Genomic DNA, 20042 nt, shown 5'->3' with positions numbered 1-20042 from the left:
TCCCGTTGTCGTTCGCACAGCGTCGGTTGTGGTTCATCGACCGGTTCGAGGGGCCGTCGGCCACGTACAACGTCCCCTTCCTCGTGCGGTTGACGGGCGAACTGGACCGGGCCGCGCTGCGGTCGGCCGTGCGCGATGTCGTGGCCCGGCACGAGAGCCTCCGTACGCTCATCGTGGTCGACGAGCAGGGCGTGCCCTCGCAGCGGGTGCTGCCCGTGGACGAGGCCCGCCTCGACGTACCGCTCGTGGAGGTCGCTCCCGAGGCACTCGACGAGGCCGTGCGCGAGGCGGCCCAGTACACCTTCGACCTGTCCGCGGAGATACCCGTCCGCGCCACCCTGCTGCGCTCCGGCGAGCGCGAGCACGTCCTGCTCCTGCTGGTCCACCACATCGCCAGCGACGGCGAGTCGATGGAACCGCTCTCCCGCGACCTGGCCGCCGCGTACACCGCCCGGCTGGGCGGCGGCGCCCCGCAGTGGGCCGACCTGCCGGTGCAGTACGTCGACTACACGCTCTGGCAGCGCGAACTGCTCGGCGACGAGCACGACCCCGGCAGCGTGGTCTCCACCCAGGTCGGCTACTGGAAGGACGAGCTCCGCGGCGTGCCGACGCCGCTGCGCCTGTCCACGGACCGCCCCCGCCCGCCGGTGGCCAGCCACCGCGGCGACACGGTCGGCTTCCCCATCGACGCGGAGCTGCTCGCCGCCGTCGAGACCCTGGGCCGCGAGCGCGACATGACCGTCCCGATGGTCCTCCAGGCCGCCCTCGCCGTGGTGCTCCAGCACCTGGGCGCCGGCCACGACATCGCCATCGGCTCCACCGTCGCGGGCCGGACCGACGACGAACTCGCCGACCTCGTCGGCTTCTTCGTCAACACGTGGGTGCTGCGCACCGACCTCTCCGGCGCCCCGACCTTCGACCGCGTGCTGGAGCAGGTGCGCCAGAAGGCGCTGACGGCCTACGACAACCAGGACGCGCCCTTCGAGCACCTGGTGGAGGTCCTCAACCCGGAGCGGTCCACGGCCTACCACCCGTTGTTCCAGGTCATGTTCACCTGGGAGAACGAGGCCTGGATCGACCTGGAGCTGCCGGGTCTGGAGCGGGCGCGCTTCGAGGTGCTCGCCACCCCGACGGCCAAGTTCGACCTGGAGTTCAACTACTTCTCGGACCCCGAGGGCCCGGGCATGCTCTGCTACCTGGAGTACGCCACCGACCTCTTCGACCGCTCCACGGCGCAGTCCGTCGTGGACCGCTACCTGCGGGTGATCCGCGAGGTCGTCGCCCGTCCGGACCGGCCGGTCGCACTGGCCCCCGTACTGGACCAGGACGAACTGGCCACCGTCGTCGACGCGTTCAACGACACGACCGCCGAGCTGCCGCCGGTCACGGTCGGGCAGCTCTTCGAGCGGCAGGCCGCGGCCACCCCGGACGCCGTCGCGCTGGAGGCCGGGGACGAGACCCTCACCTACGGCGAACTCGACGCGCGGGCCGGGCGGATCGCCCGCGGACTCGCCGCCCGCGGCGCCGGCGCCGAGACCCTGGTGGGCGTCGCCCTGCCACGCACCGCCGACCTGGTGGCGGGCCTCCTCGGCGTGCTCAAGGCCGGCGCCGCCTACCTGCCGATCGACCCCCGGTACCCCAGCCGCCGCCTGGACTTCATCCTCCAGGACGCCGCGCCCGCACTGATCCTGACCGACCCGGAGACGGTCGGCGTCCTGCCGCCGGCGGAGGTCCCGCGGCTGTTCGTCGGCGACCTCGGTGCCGGCGACCCCCAGGACGGGCCGGCTCCGCGCCCGCCGCCCGGCCGGGCCAGACCGCCTACGTCATCTACACCTCCGGCTCCACCGGTACCCCCAAGGGCGTCGCGATCACCCACGCCAACGTGGTGAACGACGTCCTCGGACTGGCCTCGGAGATCGGCGTCGGCGCCGGGACGCGCGTCCTGGCCGGCACCTCGGTCAACTTCGACGTGTCCGTCTTCGAGATCTTCGCGACGCTCTGCTCCGGCGGCACCGTCGAACTGGTGCGTGACGCACTGGTGATCGGCGAGCGCGGCGGCTGGCACGGCGGTGTGATCAGCACCGTCCCGTCCGTCTTCGCGGAACTGCTCGGTCAGGTGGGCGGCGACGCCATCCGCGCCGACACCGTGGTCTTCGCCGGCGAGGCCCTCCCCACCGCCCTCGTGCACCGCGTGCGCGAGGCGATCCCCGGCGTCCGCGTCGTCAACGCCTACGGCCAGAGCGAGTCGTTCTACGCCACCACCTTCGCCCTGTCCGCCGACGAGGAGTGGGACGGCGCCGGCAGCGCCCCCATCGGCTCCCCGCTCGGCAACGTCCGCACCTACGTCCTCGGCCCCGGCCTGCGGCCCGTCCCGGCCGGGGTGGTCGGCGAGCTGTACGTCGCGGGCGAGATCGGCCGCGGCTACTTCGGCCGCGCCGCCCTGACCGCCGACCGCTTCCTCGCCGACCCCTACGGCGCACCCGGATCGCGCATGTACCGCACCGGCGACCTGGCGCGCTGGAACACCACCGGGCAGCTGGAGTACGCGGGCCGCGACGACGCGCAGATGAAGGTGCGCGGCTTCCGCATCGAACCGGGCGAGATCGAGGCCGTCCTGACCGACCACCCGGGCGTCGCCCAGGCCGTGGTCACCATCCGCGAGGGCCGCGGCAGCAAGCAGCTCGTCTGCCACGTCGTCCCGCTCGACGCCGACCAGGGCGGCTTCGGGACCGTCGCCAGCCTCGGCGATCTCGACGTGGACCTGACCACCAACGTGTCGGTGCGCGAACTGCGGCGCTTCGTCGCGGCCCGGCTGCCCGAGTTCATGGTGCCGTCCGTGTTCGTCATGATCGGCCGTCTGCCGCTGACCGCCAACGGCAAGCTCGACCTCGCGGCCCTGCCCGAGCCGGACTTCAGCGGCGGTGAGTACCGTGCCCCGCGGGACGCCGTCGAGGAGGTCCTCGCCACCGTCTACGCCGAGGTCCTCGGCCTCGACCGGGTCGGCATCGACGACGACTTCTTCGCCGTCGGCGGCGACAGCATCCGCTCCATCCAGGTCGTCTCCCGCGCCCGCGCCGCCGGCGTCGAGGTCAGCCCGCGCCAGATCTTCGACCACCGCACCGTCGCCGAACTGGCCGCGGTCGCCACCCTCGGCGCCGAGGCCGGCGCCGCACCGCGGCTCGCCGAACTCGACGGCGGCGGCACCGGCCGGATGCCGCTGCTGCCGATCGGCGCCTACCTGCTCGAACTGGGCGAGGACACCGACCGGTTCGCCATGTCCACCACCGTCGAGCTGCCCGAGGGCATCGACCGGCCCGGGCTCGCCGCCACCCTCGGCGCGGTCCTGGACCGCCACGACGTCCTGCGCTCCCGGCTCGTCACCGGCGAGGACGGCGCCGCCCTGGAGGTCGCCGCGCCCGGCACGGTCGACGCCGACGCGCTGATCCACCGCGTAGCGTGCGACGGCCGCTGGGACGAGCGGTGGTTCGAGCGGGCCACCGCCGAGCTGGACGCGGCCACCGGACGGCTGGACGCCGCCGCCGGCACCATGGCGCAGTTCGTCTGGTTCGCCCCCGAGGACGGCGCCGGCCTGCTGCTGCTGGTCCTGCACCACTTCGTGGTCGACGGCGTGTCCTGGCGCATCCTGCTGCCGGACCTCGCCGCCGCCTGGGAGCAGGTCCGTACGGGCCGCACCCCCGAACTGCCGGGCACGGGCACCTCGGCCCGCCGCTGGGCGCACGCCCTCGCCGACGAGGCGCGCACGCCCGCACGCGTCGCCGAACTGGGCCTGTGGCGCTCGGTCGTCGCCGGACCCGACCCCCTCCTGGGATCGCGGCCCCTCGACCCCGCCGTCGACGTCATGTCCACCGTGGACCACACCTGGCTCACGCTCCCCGCGCCGGTCACCGAGACCCTGCTGACCACCCTCCCGGCCGCCTTCCACGGCGGTGTCAACGACGGCCTGCTCGCCGCGCTGGCCCTGGCCGTCGCCCGCTGGCGCGCGGCGCGCGGCACCGACGCGTCCTCCACCCTGATCCGCGTCGAGGGACACGGACGTGAGGAGGACGTCGTCCCCGGCGCCGACCTGTCGCGCACCGTGGGCTGGTTCACCACCATGTTCCCGGTCCGCCTCGACCTCGCCGGGATCGACCTCGACGAGGCGTTCGCGGGCGGCGCCGCCGCCGGAGCCGCGGTCAAGGCCGTCAAGGAGCAGCTGCTGTCCCTCCCGGACAAGGGCCTCGGCTACGGCCTGCTGCGGTACCTGAACCCGCAGACCGCCGACGTGCTGCGCCGGTACCCCACCGGCCAGATCGGCTTCAACTACCTCGGCCGCTTCTCCTCCTCGGACGCGCCCGAGCACCTGCGCGGCCCGGGCTGGACCCTCGCCGAGGGCACCACCGAGCTGATCGCCCGGCCGGGCGACCGGATGCCTGCCCTGACCACCCTCGACGTGGGCGCGCTCGTCACCGACACCGAGGACGGGCCGCAGCTCACCGCCCGCCTCGCCTTCCCCGCCGGTCTCCTCGCCAAGGAGGACGTCGAGGAGCTCGCCGAGCTGTGGAGCACCGCCCTGCAGGCCCTCGCCCGGCACGCCGCCGCGCCCGGAGCGGGCGGCCTGACCCCGTCGGACGTGCCGCTGGTGACGGTGGGCCAGGACGAGATCGAGGCCTGGGAGGAGCGCCACCCCGGCCTGCAGGACGTCTGGCCGCTGACCACCATGCAGGACGGCCTGCTCTTCCACGCCCAGCTCGCCGGCTCCACCTTCGACGCCTACCAGATGCAGCTCGTCCTCCACCTCGCCGGTGAGGTCGACCCGGCCCGTATGCGGGCCGCCGGGCAGGCGCTCCTCGACCGGTACGCCAACCTCCGCGCCGCGTTCGTGCACGACGCGGCGGGGGACCGGGTGCAGGTCGTGCGCGACCGCGTCGAGCTGCCCTGGCAGTACCTCGACCTCAGCGGCTTCGGCGAGGACGGCCGCGACGAGGCGCTGAGGCGCTTCCTCGCGGAGGACCACGCCTCGCACTTCGACCTGGCCCGGGCCCCGCTCGTGCGGATGTCCCTCGTCATGATGGCGCCCGACCGCTGGGAGCTCGTCCTCACCGCTCACCACGTCCTCTTCGACGGCTGGTCGATCCCGGTCCTCATGCAGGACCTGCTGCGGCTGTACGGCTCCCACGGCGACGCCTCCGCGCTGCCGCGGGTGCCCGGCTACCGCGACTTCCTGGTGTGGCAGGCCGGCCAGGACCGCGAGGCCTCCGCCCGCGCCTGGGCCGCCGAACTCGCCGGAGTGGAGTCGCCGACGCTGATCGCCCCGGACGCGGGCGCCGCCGCCGACCCGGCCGGCATCGGCCAGATCGACATCCCGCTGTCCGCGGACGCCGCCCGCGACCTCGGCCGGCGCGCCGCCGAACTGGGCCTCACCCTCAACACCCTCGTCCAGGGCACCTGGGCGCTCGTCCTCGCCGGCCTGACCGGCCGCCGGGACGTCGTCTTCGGCGCCACCGTCTCCGGCCGCCCGCCCGTCGTCCCCGGCGTCGACGCGATGGTCGGCCTGTTCATCAACACCCTGCCCGTCCGGGTCGAGTGCACCCCCGGCGCCACCCTCGGCGGCCTGCTGCGCGACCTCCAGGACCGGCAGAGCGCCCTGCTCGACCACCACCACCACGGGCTGCTGGACATCCACCGCTCGGTCGGGCTGAACGTCCTCTTCGACACCCTCGTCGGCTTCGAGTCGTACCCGATCGACGGCGTCGCCATCAAGGAGGCCAACTCCGCCGCGGGCATCGCCGTCACCGGCATCAGCCCGCTCAGCGGCGCCCACTACCCGCTGGTCGTGATGGCCTTCGCCGACCCGCACCTGCGCGTCGCCCTCCAGTACCAGCACCACCTCTTCGACCCGGAGACCGTCCAGGGCATCGCCGTCCGTTTCGCGCGGATCCTCCAGGAGCTCGTGGCTGACCCGGACGCCCGCGTCGGCTCGGTGCACGTCCTGGAGTCCGCCGAACGGGCCCGGATCCTGGACGAGTTCAACGACACCGCCGTCGCCGTCCCCGGCCGGACCGTCCCCGCCCTGTTCGAGGAGCGGGCCGCCGCCGCCCCGGACGACATCGCCGTCGCGGCCGGCAGCCGCACCCTGACCTACCGCGAGCTGGACACCCGGGCGAACCGGCTGGCCCGCGTCCTGGCCGCCCGCGGCGTCGGCCAGGAGTCCGTCGTCGGCGTGGCCCTGCCGCGCTCTCCCGAGCTGGTCACCGCCCTGCTGGCCGTCCTGAAGGCCGGCGGAGCCTACCTGCCGGTGGACCCCGACTACCCGGCCGAACGCATCGGCTTCATGCTGGCCGACGCCGCCCCGACCCTGCTCCTGACGGACTCCGAGACCGTCGCGGGCCTGCCCGGCGGAGCCTGCCCGTACGTCGTCCTCGACGACGCGGACACGATCGCCGCTGTCGACGCGGCCTCCGGCGAGGCCCTGGCGGCCGCCACCCACGAGCGCGTCGACCAGCTCGCCTACGTGATGTACACCTCCGGTTCGACGGGCCTGCCCAAGGGCGTCGGCGTCACCCACCGGGCCGTCGCCGGCCTGGCCCTGGACCGCCGCTACCGCGGCGGCGCCCACCAGCGGGTCCTCGTCCACTCCGCGCAGTCCTTCGACGCCTCCACCTACGAGCTGTGGGTTCCGCTGTTGGGCGGCGGCACCGCGGTGGTGGCCCCCGCGGGCAAGCTCGACGCCGCGGCCCTGGCCGCCGTCGTCGCCGAGCAGCGGATCACCGCCCTGTGGCTGACCGCCGGCCTGTTCAAGGTCGTCGCCGACGAGAACCCGGAGTGCTTCGCCGGCGTGGCCGAGGTGTGGACCGGCGGCGACGTCGTCTCCCCGGCCTCGGTGACCCGCGCCCTGCGGGCCTGCCCCGGCCTGAAGGTCGTCGACGGCTACGGACCGACCGAGACCACCACCTTCGCCACCACCCACCCCATGCCCGACCCGGACGCGGTCGGCGAGCCGATCCCGATCGGCCGCCCCATGGACAACATGCGGGTCCACGTCCTCGACGCGGGCCTGCGCCCCACCCTCCCCGGCGTCCCCGGCGAGCTGTACATCGCGGGCGCGGGGCTGGCCCGCGGCTACGCCCACCGCGCCGCCCTGACCTCCGAACGCTTCGTCGCCTGCCCCTTCGGCGCCCCCGGCGAGCGCATGTACCGCACCGGCGACGTCGTGGCGTGGACGGCGGACGGCGCACTCGTCTTCCGCGGCCGCGCCGACACCCAGGTCAAGATCCGCGGCTTCCGCATCGAGCCCGCCGAGGTCGAAGCCGCCCTGGCCACCCACCCCGGCGTCGCGCAGGCCGTCGTCACCTGGAACGAGGACCGGGCCGGCGAACGCCGCCTGGTCGGATACGTGGTCCCGCGCGTCGACGGCTCCGACGCCTCCGGCGCCGAGGAGCAGGTCGACGAGTGGGAGGAGATCTACGACGACCTGTACGCCGCCTCCGACGCCGCCTGGGGCGAGGACTTCACCGGCTGGAACTCCAGCTACACCGGCGGAACGCCCATCCCCCTCGACGAGATGGCCGAATGGCGCGACGCCGCGGTGGAGCAGATCACCAACTGGTCGCCGCGACGCGTGATGGAGATCGGCGTCGGTACCGGCCTGCTGATGTCCCAGGCCCTCGGGCAGGTGGAGGAGTACTGGGGGACCGACATGTCGGCCGCCGTCGTCGACCGGCTGCGCGTCCAGGTCGGACAGACCGGCTTCGGCGACCGCGTGCACCTGCGCCACCAGAACGGCGACGACACCTCCGGGCTGCCGCGCGAACACTTCGACCTCGTCGTCGTCAACTCGGTCGTGCAGTACTTCCCCGACGCCGACTACATGGACCGGGTCCTGGCCGGGGCGATGGACCTGCTGGCGCCCGGCGGCCGGATCCTCGTCGGTGACGTCCGCAACGCCGCCACCCTGCGGCTCTTCCGCAGCGGGGTGCAGCGCGCCCTGCACCCCGAGGCGTCCGCGTCGGTCAGCCGCGCCGCCGTCGCCCGCGCCATCCTCATGGAGAAGGAACTCGTCCTCGACCCCGAGTGGTTCACCCGCTGGGCCGAGCGGCACGGCGCGGGCGGCGTCGACATCCGGCTGAAGGCCGGCCGCTCCCACAACGAGCTGACCCGCCACCGCTACGAGGTCCTGCTGCACAAGGCACCCGCCGCCGCGACCGACCTGCACGACGTCCCAGCCATGCGCTGGGGCCGCCAGATCGAGGACCACTACGGCCTGGAGGAGTTCGTCCGCGGCCACGGCGACCGGCCCGTGCGCGTCACCCGCATCCCCAACGCCCGGCTCGCCGACGAGGTCGGCTCCGCCGCCGCGATCGGCGTGATCGAGGCGCCCGCCACCGCCGGCCCCGTCCTGGACCCGCAGGACCTGCGCGCATGGGCAGCCGAGCGTGGCTGGGGCGTGCTGCTCACCTGGTCCGCCGCCGCGGCCGAGTGCTTCGACGCGGTGATCGTCCCCGCCGGTCCCGTCACCGACCAGGTCTTCACCGGCGGCTTCACGCCCTCGGGCCGCGCCGACCGGGTCCTGGCCAACGAGCCCGCCGCCGCGGGCCGGATCGGCACCCTCGTCGGCGCCCTGCGCGGCTACCTCCAGGACCGGCTGCCGGACCACCTGGTGCCGTCCTCCGTCGTCGCCATCGCCGAGGTGCCGCTGACGCCCAACGGGAAGCTGGACCAGCGGGCCCTGCCCGCCCCGGACTTCGCGGCGGCCGCCACCGGCCGGGCCCCGCGCACTCCGCAGGAAGAGGTCCTGTGCGGCCTGTTCGCCGCCGTGCTGGGCCTGGACCGGGTCGGCATCGACGACGACTTCTTCGCTCTGGGCGGCCACTCCCTGCTCGCCACCCGCCTCGTCAGCCGGATCCGGCAGGTCCTCGACGTCGAACTGCCCATCAGGGTCGTCTTCGAGGCCCCGACCGTCGTCGAGCTGGTGGAGCACCTCGCGGCCGGGGCACCGGTGCGGGCCCCGCTGCGGCGCACCGCCGAGCGCCCGGACTCCGTACCGCTGTCGTTCGCCCAGCGCCGCCTGTGGTTCATCGACCGCTTCGAGGGCCCCTCGGCCACCTACAACGCCCCCTTCCCGCTCCGCCTGACCGGCGCGCTGGACCTGCCGGCGCTCCGGGCGGCGCTGCGCGACGTCGTCGCCCGCCACGAGAGCCTGCGCACGCTGATCGTCGAGGACGCCGACGGCGTCCCGGCCCAGCTCGTCCTGCCGGCCGACGCGGCGAACCTCCAGGTCCCGCTCGTGGAGGTGGCCCCCGGCGGCCTCGCCGACGCCATGGCCGAGGCCTCGGCGTACCTCTTCGACCTGGCCACGGAGATCCCCGTACGCGCCCCCGTGCTCCGGCTCGGGGAGCAGGAGCACGTCCTGGTCCTGCTCATCCACCACATCGCCAGCGACGGCTCCTCCATGGCCCCGCTGGCCCGCGACCTCGCCACCGCCTACGCGGCCCGCAAGGACGGCGGCGCCCCGCAGTGGGCGCAGCTCCCCGTCCAGTACGTCGACTACACGCTGTGGCAGCGCGACGTGCTCGGCGACGAGGAGGACCCGGCCAGCGCACTCGCCGCACAGGTCGGCTACTGGCGCCAGGAGCTGGCGGGCGTTCCGCAGCCGCTCCAGCTCGCCTCCGACCGGCCGCGCCCGGCCCAGGCCTCCCACCGCGGCGACGCGGTCGAGTTCGCCCTCGCGCCCGAGGTGACGGCCGCGGTCGAGGACCTGGCGCGCCGCAGCGGAGCGACCTCCTCCATGGTGCTCCAGGCCGCCCTGGCCGTGCTGCTGCACGGACTCGGCGGCGGCGACGACCTGACGATCGGCTCGCCGATCGCCAACCGCACCGACGAGGCCCTGGCGGAACTCGTGGGCTTCTTCGTCAACACCTGGGTGCTGCGCGTCGACCTGTCGGGCAACCCCGCGTTCACGGAGCTGCTGGAGCGGGTCCGGGACAAGTCCCTGGCCGCGTACGACAACCAGGACGTCCCCTTCGAACGGCTCGTGGAGGTCCTCAACCCGGAGCGGTCCACGGCCTACTCGCCGCTGTTCCAGGTGATGTTCGCCTGGCAGAACTTCGCCCGGAAGGACTTCGCCCTGCCGGGACTCCGGGTGGAGTTCGAGCGGGTCCGCACCGAGACCGCCAAGTTCGACCTGTTCTTCAACATGGCCGACCTGCCCGGCATGGGCGTGGTGGGTCTCCTGGAGTACGCCACCGACCTGTTCGACCGGGAGACGGCCCAGGCCGTCGCCGACCGCTTCGTCCGGGTCGTGGGCCTGCTGACCGCCGCCCCCGGGCAGCGGGTGGCCTCCGTGGAGCTGGTGGACGGCGCCGAACGCGAGCTGGTCCTGCACGGCCTCAACGCCACGCAGGAGCCGACCCCCGACGTCACCGTCCCCGCACTGTTCGAGCTCCAGGCGGCGCGCCGGCCCGACGCGGTCGCCCTGGTCTGCGGCGAGGAGTCGCTGACCTACCGCGAGCTGGACGAACGGGCGGACCGGCTGGCCCGCGAGCTGACCCGGCACGGCGTCGGCCCCGAGAGCGTGGTCGGTGTCGCCCTGCCGCGCACCGCGGACCTCGTCGCGGCCCTGCTCGGCGTCCTGAAGGCCGGCGGCGCCTACCTGCCGATCGACCCCAGGTACCCGAGCGGGCGACTGGAGCACATCCTCGCCGACGCCCGCCCGGCGCTCCTCCTGACGGACGCGGCGACCGCCGGCATCCTGCCGGAGGACGGCACCACCCGCCTGTACCTGGGCGACCTGGCCCTCGGCGCCCCCGCCGAGGCCTCCGGGCCCGCACCGGCGGCCGCACTGCCCGGCAACGCCGCCTACGTGATGTACACCTCCGGCTCGACGGGCGTCCCGAAGGGCGTGACCGTCACCCACGCGGGCGTCGTCAACGGCGTGCTGCGGCTCGCCGCGACCATCGGCGTGGACCACGGCACCCGCACCCTCGCCGCCGCCTCCGTCAACTTCGACGTCTCCGTCTTCGAGGTCTTCACCACGCTGACCGCGGGCGGCACGGTCGAACTGGCCCGCGACGTCCTCGTCATCGGCGAGCGGGGCGGCTGGAGCGGCGGCGTCATCAGCACCGTCCCCTCCGTCTTCGCCGAACTCCTCGACCAGGTCGACGGGAAGATCACCGCCGACGCCGTGGTGTTCGCCGGCGAGGCGCTGCCCGCGTCCCTGGCCGCCCGGGTCCGCGAGGCCGTCCCGGGCGTCCGCGTGGTCAACGCCTACGGACAGACCGAGAGCTTCTACGCGAGCACCTTCGTGCTCCCGGCCGACGGCGCGTGGGACGCCGGGCACACCGCCCCGATCGGCGCGCCCCTGGGCAACATGCGCGCGTACGTCCTGGGAGCCGGCCTGGCTCCGGTGCCGGTGGGCGCCGTCGGCGAGCTGTACGTCGCCGGCGCCATCGCCCGCGGCTACCACGGCCGCGCCGCACTGACCGCCGAGCGCTTCGTCGCCGACCCGTACGGGGAGCCCGGAGCGCGCATGTACCGCACCGGCGACCTGGCCCGCAGGCGGGCCGACGGGCAGCTGGAGTACGTCGGCCGAGGCGACGCCCAGCTCAAGATCCGCGGGTTCCGCATCGAGCCGGGCGAGATCGAGGCCGCCCTGACCGCCCACCCCGGCGTCGAGCACGCCGTGGTGACCGCGCAGAGCGCCCCCGACGGGTCCCGGCGCCTCGTCGGATACGTCGTCGGCTCGCCGGACTCCGGCGGTCAGGTCGACGCACAGGGCCGCTTCGAGGCCGACATGACGTCCGGCCTCACCATGCGCGAACTGCGCCGCTTCGTCACGGGCCGGCTGCCGGAGTTCATGGTCCCCGCGGTACTCGTGCCGCTGGAACGGCTGCCGCTGGCCCCCAACGGCAAATTGGACCGCGCGGCCCTGCCCGAGCCGGACTTCACCGGCGAGGGCTACCGCGCCCCGCGCCACCGGACCGAGGAGGTGCTCGCCGCCGTCTACGCCGAGGTCCTCGGCCTGGAGCGGGTCGGCATCGACGACGACTTCTTCGCCATCGGCGGCGACAGCATCCGCTCCATCCAGATCGTCTCCCGGGCCAAGGCCCAGGGCGTCGTCGTCAACCCGCGGCAGATCTTCGAACTGCGCACCGTCGCCGAACTGGCCGCCGCGGCGGGCGCCCAGGACCTCGGCCCGGCCCTCGTGGAACTGGAGGGCGGCGGCACCGGCTCCATGCCGCTGGCCCCGATCGCGAAGCACATGCTCGAACTCGGCGGCGGCTTCGACCGCTTCTCGATGTCCGCGGCGCTCGAACTGCCCGGGGGCATCGACGAGGACGGCCTGACCGCCGTACTGAACGCGGTACTCGACCACCACGACATCCTGCGCTCCCGCCTCGTCCTCGACGGGGGCGGCAGTCTGGAGGTCACCGCCCCCGGCACGGTCGACGCGGCCGCGCTGGTACGGCGGGTGCCCTGCACGGGCACCTGGGACGAGGCGTGGCTGGAGACGGCCCGGGCCGAACTGGACGCCGCGACCGGCCGGCTGGACCCCGCCGCCGGCACCATGGCCCAGTTCGTCTGGTTCGCCCCGGAGCAGGGCGCGGGCCGGCTCCTGCTGGTCCTGCACCACCTCGTCGTCGACGGCGTGTCCTGGCGCATCCTCCTGCCCGACCTCGCCACCGCCTGGGAGCAGATCGAGGCCGGCTCCGCCCCCGCCCTGCCCGCGGTCGGCACCTCCGCCCGCCGCTGGGCCCACGCCCTGATGGACGAGGCGTCCGACCCGGACCGCATCGCCGAACTCGCCCGGTGGTCCGAGCTGCTCGACTGCGACGACCCCGTCCTCGGCGCACGGCCGCTGGACCCGGCGGTGGACGTCATGTCCACCGTGGAGGCCCTCTCCCTGGAACTCCCGGAGCAGGTCACCGAAGCCCTGCTGACGACCCTGCCCACCGCCTTCCACGGCGGTGTCAACGACGGCCTGCTGGCCGCGCTCGCCCTCGCGGTGACGCAGTGGCGCGCCGACCGCGGCGTCGAGCAGTCCTCGACGCTGATCCGGCTGGAGGGCCACGGCCGCGAGGAGCAGGTCGTGCCCGGGGCCGACCTGTCCCGAACGGTCGGCTGGTTCACCAGCATGTTCCCCGTACGCCTCGACCTCGCCGGGCACGACGTGCGGGAGGCGATCTCCGGTGGGGCCGCCGCCGGCGGCGTCCTCAAGGCCGTCAAGGAACAGCTCCTCGCCGTCCCCGACAAGGGCGTCGGCTTCGGCCTCCTGCGCCACCTCAACCCCTCCACCGCGGCCGAGCTCGACTGGCGCGCCACCCCCCAGATCTCCTTCAACTACCTGGGACGGGTCGCCGCCGGCACCCCCGCCGACGGACAGCAGGGCGCCGGCTGGACCCTGGCCGCCGACGCGCTCGGCCTCGCCGCCGACCTCGACGCCGACATGCCCGCGCTGTCGACCGTCGAGATCAGCGCCTACGTCACCGACACCGCCGACGGCCCCCGGTTCAACGCCCGCGTCTCCTATCCGGCGGGCGTCCTCGACCGGGCCGCGGTACGGGAACTCGCCGACCTGTGGGGACGCGCGCTGGAGGGCTTCGCCCACCACGTCACCACCCCCGGCGCCGGCGGCCTCACCCCCTCCGACGTCCCGCTCGTCCGTCTCACGCAGAGCGAGATCGAGGGCTGGGAGGAGCAGTACCCGGGCCTGGCAGACGTCTGGCCGCTGACCCCGCTGCAGTTCGGTCTGCTCTTCGAGACCATGCGCCTGGAGGAGGACGCCTTCGACCCGCACATCGTGCAGGTGGCCTTCCACGTCCAGGGCCGGGTCGACCCGGCCCGGATGCGGGTGGCGGCGCAGGCGCTCCTCGATCGGTACGCCAACCTGCGCACCGCCTTCGTCACCGACGCCGGCGGCGACCTCACCCAGCTGGTCCTCGACCGGGTCGAGCTGCCCTGGCGGGTCGCCGACCTGCGCGCCCTCGACGACAACGGCCGCGAGGAGGCACTGGAGCGCATCCTCGCCGAGGACCACTACGCGCAGTTCGACCCGGCGAAGCCGCCGATGCTGCGGGCCTCGCTGGTCCGGCTCGCCGAGGACACCTCCGAGCTGGTGCTGACCGTGCACCACGCCCTCTTCGACGGCTGGTCCTTCCCCCTGCTCGTACGCGACCTCGCCTACCTGTACGCCTCCGAGGGCGACGCCTCCGAACAGCCGCGCGTGCCCGAGTACCGGGAGTTCCTGCGCTGGCTGTCCCGGCGCGACGACAAGGCCGCCGCCGCGGCCTGGGCCAAGGAGATGGAGGGCGTCGGCGAGCCCACCCTGCTCGCCGCCGAGACTCCCGCGGACGGCGGCGACGACGCCCGCGTCGGACAGGTCGACGTCCCGCTGCCGCTGGACGAGGCCCGCGCCCTGAAGAAGCGCGCCGCCGAACTGGGCGTGTCCATGGGCACCCTGGTCCAGGGCGTCTGGGCGCTGATGCTGGGGCAGCTCACCGGCAAGCGGGACGTCATCTTCGGAACGACCGTCTCCGGCCGTCCGGCGGAGGTGCCCGGCGTCGACCAGATGGTGGGCCTGTTCGTCAACTCCCTGCCCATCCGCGCCGAGTACGCGCCGAGCGACACCCTCGCCCAGGTGCTGCGCAACCTCCAGGAGCGCCAGACGGCGCTGCTGGACCACCACCACTTCGGACTGCACCGCATCCAGCGGGAGGCCGGCCTGAAGGAACTCTTCAACACCATCGTCCTCTTCCAGTCCTTCCCCGTGGACAAGGAGGCACTGGGCGCGGCCAACACCGCCGCCGGCGTCTCCTTCACCGGGATCCGGCCCTCCGCGGGCGCCGCCTACCTGGTGGGCCTGGCGGCCGACGCCGAGCCGTACCTTCGCATGATCCTGCAGTACCAGCGGCAGGCGATCGGCGCGGCCACGGTGGAGCGGATCGCCGAGCGGGTGCTGCACATCCTGCGGCAGCTCATCGCCGACCCGGAGGTCCCGGTGGGGGCGCTGGACGTCCTGCACGGGGCCGAACGCGACCGGCTCCTGGTCGACTTCAACCGCACGCACGCCGAGGACCCGGCGCTCACCCTGCCCGCCCTGTTCGAGCGGAAGGCCGCCGAGGCCCCGGGGGAGACCGCCGTCCTCTTCGAGGACCAGCAGATCACCTACGCGGAACTGGACGCACGGGCCAACCGGCTGGCGCGCACCCTCGTCGACCGCGGGGTCGGGCCGGAGACGGTCGTCGGCGTGGCCCTGCGGCGCTCCCCGCAGTGGCCGGTCGCCGTCCTCGCCGTGATGAAGGCGGGCGGCGCCTACCTGCCGCTCGACCCGGCCTACCCGGCCGACCGGCTCACGTACATGGTCGAGGACTCCGGGACCGGACTGATCCTGGTCGACCGGGCGACGTCCGACCGGCTGCCCGACCTCCCCTCGGAGCTGCTGACCCTGGACGAGCCGGAGTTCGCGGCGGCCCTGGACGACGTGGACGGCACGCCGCTGACCGACGCGGAGCGCATCGTCCCGCTGGTGGTGGCCAACACCGCCTACGTCATCTACACCTCGGGCTCCACCGGCAGGCCCAAGGGCGTGGCCGTCACCCACACCGGCTTCGCCAACATGGTCGCCGAGGTGACGGAGCTGCTGGGCATCACCGCCCGGAGCCGGGTCCTGCAGTTCGCCTCGCCGAGCTTCGACATCTCGGTCGGCGAGATGTGCATGTCCCTCTTCGCCGGGGGAGCCCTCGTCATGGCCGACCCGGACCGGCTCGCCCCCGGCGCCCCGCTCGCCGGGACCGCCGACGCGTTCGCGGTGACCCACGCGATCCTGACGCCCACGGTGCTCGCCGCCATGCCCGCCGGATCCCTGTCCACCGTCGAGGCACTGATGGTGGCCGGCGAGGCCGCCTCCCCTGAGCTGGTCGCCACCTGGTCGGCCGGACGCCGGATGTTCAACGGCTACGGACCGACGGAGACCACCATCGGCGCCACGGCCGGCGAACTCACCGCGGGCACCCCCGTCACCATCGGCCGCCCCATCCGCAACACCCGCGTCTACGTCCTGGACTCCGCGCTGCGGCCGGTCCTGCCGGGCGTGCCCGGCGAGCTCTACATCGCCGGCGCGGGACTCACCCGGGGCTACGTCGGCCGGCCGGACCTGACCGCCCAGCGGTTCACGGCCTGCCCGTTCGGCGAGCCCGGCGAGCGCATGTACCGCACCGGCGACCTCGTCGAGTGGAGCCCCGACGGCGAACTCCTCTTCCGCGGTCGCACCGACAACCAGGTCAAGGTGCGCGGCCACCGCATCGAGCTCGGCGAGATCGAGGCGGCCCTCGCGGCCCACCCGACGGTGGACCACGGCGTCGTGACCGCCCGGGACAACCTGGCCGGCGACAAGCAGCTCGTCGCCCACGTCGTCCCGGCCCAGGGCGAGCGGGTGGTGGCCGAGGACCTGCGCAAGCACCTCACCAGCCGCATGCCGGAGTACATGGTCCCGGCCGCGTTCGTCACCCTGGAGCGGCTGCCGCTCACCCCGAACGGCAAGCTCGACCGCGACGCCCTCCCGGATCCGGAGTACACCGGCGGAGCCGACTACCGCGCGCCCCGCAACCCGCTGGAGACCACCCTGGCGAAGCTGTTCGCCGAGGCGCTCGAACTGGAGCGGGTCGGCATCGACGACGACTTCTTCGACCTGGGCGGCCACTCGCTGCGCCTGACCAAGCTCATCAGCCGGATCCGCGCGGTCCTCGGGGCCAAGGTCCCCATCCGCGTGATGTTCGGGGCGACCACGGTGGCCAAGCTGGCCGACTACCTGCAGTCCCAGGTCAAGACGGCCCAGGCGCCCGTGTTCGCGGACCCCTTCGCCGTGGTCCTGCCGATGCGGACCGAAGGCTCCGGGGCACCCCTGTGGTTCGTCCACCCGGGCGTCGGACTGTGCTGGTCCTACGTGGGCCTCGCGCAGCTCCTCGGGGACCGGCCGGTGTACGGCATCCAGGGCCGGGGCTTCGACGGCACCGGCCGGGCCGAGTCCACACAGGCGATGCTCGACGACTACCTGGAGCAGATCCTCACGGTCCAGCCGGAGGGCCCCTACCACCTGGTGGGGCACTCCACGGGCGGCACCTACGCCCACGCCCTCGCCGCCGAACTGCGGCGGCGCGGACACGAGGTGGCGCTCCTGGCCCTCATGGACAGCCCGCCCAGCGGCTGGTTCCGCCACATCGAGGACCCGGTGAACATGCCGGAGGTCCGCGAGTTCTTCAAGGAGTTCTTCATCGGCTCCGGCGTGGACGAGGACCGCGAGGCCCTGGTGGAGAACGGCAGCCACCTCTTCAAGTCGCACGCCGAGATGCTCCTGGAGTGGGACTCGCCCTCCTACGACGGCGATGCGGTCTTCCTCAACGCCACCCAGAACCCGGACGAGTCCTACGCGTCCCTCTGGGCCCCGCACATCGGCGGCACGGTCCACGAGTACGACATCGACGCCACGCACATGGGCATGCCGAAGGCCGGGCCGGCGGCGGAGATCGCCCGCATCATCAACGAGCACCTCGGGGGGAACTGACCATGACCGGGACATCAGCCGGCGCGCAGGAGACGGAGGCGGCGGCCTTCGTCGACCGCCTGGGCATCAACGACGAGTTCTTCTGGCTGCGCGGGCACCGGCCCGAGCACCCGGTCGAGGTCAACGACTACGGCATCGTCAACGTCTACGGCTACAAGGAGGTGCTGGAGGTCGTCGGCGACCCGAAGACCTTCTCCAGCGACGTCGCCGAACTCATCGCGGGCGACGTGGAGATCGACCCCGAGTTCAGCGACGGCACGCTCCTGCAGTCCGACCCGCCGGACCACACCAAGCTGCGAAAGATCATCAGCAAGGCGTTCACCCGCGGGATGGTCGCGGCCCTGGAGCCGCGGATGGTCGAGATCACCCACGAGCTGCTCGACGCGGTCGACGGCCAGGACAGCATCGAGATGGTCGACGACCTGGCCTACCCGATGCCGATCATCGTCATCTCCGAGCTGCTCGGCGTACCGCAGAGCGACCGCGACCTGTTCAAGACGTGGGTCGACCGCATGGCGCACAGCGCCGTCGCCCTCACCTCGGGCGACCGCGACCTCGACGAGGACGTCGACGCCCAGGCCGCCATGCGCGTGGTCCCCGAGATGTTCCAGTACCTGCGCGAACACGCCGCCGAGCGCCGGACCAAGCCCCGCGAGGACCTGCTGACCAAGCTCGTCGAGGCGGAGGTCGACGGCGAGCGGCTCAGCGACAACGCGGTGGTGAACTTCGCCAACGAGCTGCTCGTCGTCGGACACGCCACCACCAGTGCCCTGCTCGGCAACACCCTGCTGTGCCTGGACGCGTACCCCGAGCACCTCGCCGCCGTCCGCGGGAACCCCGGCCTCACCCCGGGCCTGATCGAGGAGTCCCTGCGCTACCTCAGCCCGATCGCCACTGCCTACAAGGCGTGCGTCGCCGAGGGCGAGCTGGCCGGCGTCCCGGTCCGCCCCGGGCAGCTCGTCGCCATCTCCCTCTCGGCGGCCAACCGGGACGAGCGCATGTTCGCCCGCCCGCACGTCTTCGACCCGTACCGCGACCCCAATCCCCACATCGGGTTCGGCCGCGGCATCCACTTCTGCCTCGGCGCCCCGCTGGCCCGCATGGAGGGCCGGATCGCCACCGACATCCTGCTGGACCGCTTCCCGAAGCTGCGGACGGACCCGGACAACCCGCCGTCCTTCCTGCCGCTGCCCCACGTCATCTCGACCTCGGAGCTCCCGCTCCTCGTCCGATGAGGCGCCGACCCGAGGCCCCCGACCGGGCCACCGAAGGAGACCCCCGATGACCACCGCGAGCAGTCCCCTCGCCCAGTGGGAGATGCATCCCCGGCACTTCTGGCTGCGCGGCATCCGGCCCGAGGCACCCATCGAGTACGACCCCGAAGTCGGGATGTGGCACGTCTACGGCTACCCGGAGACGCTGGAGATCCTCAGCGACCCCGCGACGTACTCCTCCGAGGTCGCCGCGCGCTACGTCAGCCCGGAACAGGCCGCCGTCGCCTTCGACGGCAACCTCACCCAGGCCGACCCGCCGGAGCACCAGAAGCTGCGCAAGCTGGTCGGGCGCACCTTCACCCTCAAGATGGTGGCCGAACTCGAATCGCGCATCGCCGCCCTCACCCACGAACTGCTCGACCGGATCGAGGGCGACACCTTCGACCTGGCGGAGGCCCTCGCCTACCCCCTGCCCGTGATCGTCATCTGCGACATGCTCGGCATCCCCCGAGAGGACCGCGAACTCCTCAAGGAATGGGCCGACCAGTCGCTCATGGCGAGCACCCAGCTCACCACGCACCATGGCGACAAGGCCCAGGAGGAGTCCCTCGACACGCAGGCCGAAGCGGCCATGGCGATGGGCTTCTACATCCTCGACCTGGTCACCGAGCGGCGCGCCCGGCCCCAGGACGACCTGCTGTCCCGGCTCGTCGAGGCCGAGGTCGACGGCGAACGCCTCACCGACCGGCAGATCGTCAACTTCGCCAACCTGCTGATCTCGGCCGGTCACATCACCACCACCATGCTGCTCGGCAACACCATCCTGTGCCTGGACGCCTTCCCCGACGTCGACGAACGCGTACGCCGGGACCGGTCGCTGGTACCGACCCTGCTGGAGGAGTCCCTGCGCTACCTCAGCCCGCTGGCCGCGGGCTACCGCGTCACCACGCGCGACGTGGAGATCGCCGGGATGAAGGTCCCCGAGGGCGACGTGCTGGAGGTCTGGTTCTCGGCCGCCAACCGCGACCCCCGGGTCTTCGCGGACCCCGACGTCTTCGACCCGGCCCGCACCCCCAACCCCCAGATCGGCTTCGGCCGGGGCATCCACTTCTGCCTCGGCGCCCCCCTCGCCCGCCTGGAGGGCCGGGTGGCCATGAACATCCTGTTCGACCGCTTCCCGAAGCTGCGGGTGGACCCCGACGACAAGCCGACCTTCCTGACCTCCCCGGAGTTCACCGGGGTCTGGCGGCTGCCGATCCGGGTGAACTGAGACA

General features: G+C 73.5%; 4 protein-coding genes. All 4 read left to right on the top strand.

The window, feature by feature from the left end; translation table 11 throughout:
• Nucleotides 1-5 precede the first annotated feature (5 nt).
• From AC2RP6_RS11725 to AC2RP6_RS11710, 4 genes are read left to right on the top strand one after another with little or no spacing between them, the layout of a single operon-like run.
• A complete protein-coding gene (locus AC2RP6_RS11725) occupies nt 6-1889 on the top strand; it encodes a condensation domain-containing protein (RefSeq protein WP_486446184.1) in 1884 nt (627 codons plus the stop codon).
• On the top strand, nt 1826-17554 hold the full coding sequence (locus AC2RP6_RS11720; protein WP_486450302.1) for an amino acid adenylation domain-containing protein: 15729 nt from the start codon (nt 1826-1828) through the stop codon (nt 17552-17554). The genes AC2RP6_RS11725 and AC2RP6_RS11720 overlap by 64 nt, the downstream gene beginning before the upstream one ends.
• A gap of 2 nt (nt 17555-17556) precedes the next feature.
• Complete coding sequence (locus tag AC2RP6_RS11715) at nt 17557-18789, top strand: cytochrome P450 (RefSeq protein WP_486446183.1); 1233 nt, start codon at nt 17557-17559, stop codon at nt 18787-18789.
• Nucleotides 18790-18835: 46 nt separating this feature from the next.
• Entirely contained in the window at nt 18836-20038 is a 1203-nt protein-coding gene (locus AC2RP6_RS11710) for a cytochrome P450 (RefSeq protein WP_486446182.1), read from the top strand.
• The last annotated feature ends 4 nt before the right edge of the window (nt 20039-20042 follow it).

This window comes from Streptomyces sp. WAC03905, assembly GCF_057371075.1.
The sequence above is the reverse complement of the archived record's forward strand: the minus strand, read 5'-3'. Positions and strand labels throughout refer to the sequence as shown.

What these genes read in the sequence shown, in the direction of transcription:
- AC2RP6_RS11710 (WP_486446182.1), top strand. Translation starts at nt 18,836, where the DNA reads ATGACCACCGCGAGCAGTCCCCTCGCCCAGTGGGAGATGCATCCCCGG.
- AC2RP6_RS11715 (WP_486446183.1), top strand. Translation starts at nt 17,557, where the DNA reads ATGACCGGGACATCAGCCGGCGCGCAGGAGACGGAGGCGGCGGCCTTC.